This window comes from Rubrivirga sp. (genome assembly GCF_049648075.1).
Taxonomy (GTDB): domain Bacteria; phylum Bacteroidota; class Rhodothermia; order Rhodothermales; family Rubricoccaceae; genus Rubrivirga.
The window spans coordinates 1-2,431 of sequence record NZ_JBARYR010000538.1 but is presented as its reverse complement, the minus strand read 5'-3'; the positions used below and the strand labels follow the sequence as shown (position 1 = coordinate 2,431).

Sequence of the window (2,431 nt, the reverse complement as noted above, 5' to 3'; positions counted from 1 at the left end):
GCGCTGTATCGGGGGCGCACCAAAGTGCGGAACGACCACCCTGTGTCATTACCTCTCGACGCACCCCGAGATCCACTTTACGGATCCCAAAGAACCGACATTCTATGTCAGCTCGCAAACTGGTCGGCCGGCGTGTGGGAGAAATCTAACGCGCGACCAGAATTCGGATCTGTTTCGGGGAAGGGGCCTTGGGCAGGTCGCCGGTGAAGGGTCCACGTGGTACCTCGCTCGTTCGAAGATGGTGGCTCCTGCACTTCAGGCTGACAACTCCAACGTGAGGCTGGTCTTTGCCCTTCGAGATCCAATCGAGCGGGCGTACAGTGAGTACTGGTTCCAGTTGGTTCATGGGACGATCCCCTCGGGCATGAGCTTCCTCGAAGCGACTCGCAAACCCGACCACTGGATCTTCGATGGAAGCAAATATCTCGAGAACATAAAGACGTACATCCGCTATTTCGGTCGGGACGCCGTGTGCGTCGTCACGTCAGACGACCTTCGCCATAGCATGAGCGACGCGTTGGCCGAGGTGTGCTGTCACATCGGAGTCGATTCTGACCACAAGTTTCCCATGATTCCAGCGCGAAACGTCACGATCTACCCTCGATGGCCCAAAGGGCTAGCCGCTGCTGGTCGCCTCCTTCCTGGTGTGTCGCGATACGCATCTGGAGTATCGAGGCTCAAGGGGTCCCGGGTAAGAATCTTGTTCAGCCCAGATGCTCCGAAGCCGCCGATGAGTTCGCAGGCTCGCGAGCGGCTGCAGGATCGTTACCATCCGGAGGTCGAAGAGCTAGAGCGAGTCCTAGAGATCGACCTCTCGGTTTGGAAAGGCGATAGTGGCGCTTCATCGAGGCGAAAGGCTTCTGTCGGAGTGAGCCCAAATGACGTGAAAAACACATGATGCATGTTGCTCTCACCGCGGACCCCATGATCCCCGTCCCACCGACGCTCTACGGCGGGATCGAACGGATCATCGACATGCTCGCGCGCGGCCTCGAGGGCCGGGGCCACCGCGTGACCCTGTTCGCCCACCGCGACTCCCAAACCGCCGGCGAGCTAGTCCCCTACGCCGGGGAGCGGCCCGGCCATCCCGTCGACCTTGCGCGCAACACGATCTCGATCGCGCGGCTCGTCGCGACGCGACCCGACGTGGTCCACAGCTTCGGACGTCTGGCCACGCTGCTCCCGCTGTTGCCGACCTCGATCCCGAAGGTGATGAGCTACCAACGCGAGCCGACCCTGAGCCAGGTTCGACGCGCGGTTCAACTCTCTCGCCAGGACACGATGGCCTTCACGGGATGCGCCGAGCACATCGCGGCCAAGATGCGGCCGGTCGCGCCCAGCTACGCGGTCTTCAATGGCGTTCCGCTCGACACCTACACGTTCCAGGCCCACGTCGAGGACGATGCGCCCCTCGCGTTCCTGGGACGCATCGAGCGGATCAAGGGGACCCACACGGCCATCGAGGTCGCGGAGCAGAGTGGACGTCGGCTGGTCATCGCCGGCAACGTCTCGGACGAGGCCTACTTCGAGGCCGAGGTCCGACCCCGCCTCTCAGATCGAATCGAGTACGTCGGCCCTGTCGACGACGTCCAAAAAAACGAACTCCTGGGCCGCTCCCTGGCGTTCCTGATGCCGATCGAGTGGGAGGAGCCGTTCGGGATCGTAATGGCCGAGGCGCTCGCCTGCGGGACGCCCATCGTCGGAACGCCACGGGGGTCCGTGCTCGAGGTCGTCCTCGAGGGCGAAACCGGGTTCGTGCGCGAGACGGTCGGCGAGATGGCGCAAGCGGTGGGGCGCGTGTCGACGCTCGACCGGGCCGCGTGCCGGGCCGACTGCGAGGCGCGGTTCAGCGACCGGGCGATCGTCGATGCCTACGAGGCGTTATACCATGAGCGGATCGCTGCGGCCCGCGCCACGTGAAAGGAGCACCATGACCGGGACCCTCATCTTTACTCATATCCCTAAGACCGCTGGAACGTCGCTCAAGAAGAGCGCCATCTTTCCTAATGTTGACCGCTCCGACATATACTGGGTACTAGGAATCCGGCAGTTGATCCAGGACCGTCCCCATGGAAGGAAGATCGTACTGGGCCACTTTCCCTACGGCGCACACCGGCTCCTAGGGCGCGGCCCGTTCCGATACCTGACGGTGTTGCGGGACCCGGTGGACCGGGCTGTCTCGTTCTACAATTACGTGCTGCTGTGCGAGCAGGGGAATCCTGGGCACCCAGGCGATTACGCGTGGCACCCGGCCCTGCCCGACGCGAAGCGGTACCCGATCGACGAGTTCTACCAGCTCGAGGCGTACCGCAACGTCCAAACCAAGTACACGGCCGGGTACGCGTGGGAGCGGCCTCGCAACGCTCTGCCCGAATGGGCGCGCCGCGCCGTGATGCCGGAGCGGACGCTTTTGCACCGCGCTCAGCACAAC

The 2,431-nt window shown here is 63.3% G+C and carries 2 protein-coding genes and 1 pseudogene; all 3 read left to right on the top strand.

Translation table 11 applies throughout. From position 1 onward, the window contains the following. A partial coding sequence (locus WBA11_RS15000; RefSeq protein WP_424521470.1) for a hypothetical protein occupies positions 1-898 on the top strand: 898 nt, incomplete at its 5' end. A 26-nt stretch (positions 899-924) separates the two neighbouring features. Next, a complete protein-coding gene (locus tag WBA11_RS14995; protein ID WP_424521469.1) occupies positions 925-1,920 on the top strand; it encodes a glycosyltransferase family 4 protein in 996 nt (331 codons plus the stop codon). A gap of 10 nt (positions 1,921-1,930) precedes the next feature. Beyond that, positions 1,931-2,431, top strand: a pseudogene (locus tag WBA11_RS14990) (hypothetical protein); the annotation flags it as partial.

Excerpts from the sequence above, each read along its gene's own strand:
- WBA11_RS14995 (WP_424521469.1), top strand. The coding sequence starts at position 925 with ATGATCCCCGTCCCACCGACGCTCTACGGCGGGATCGAACGGATCATC.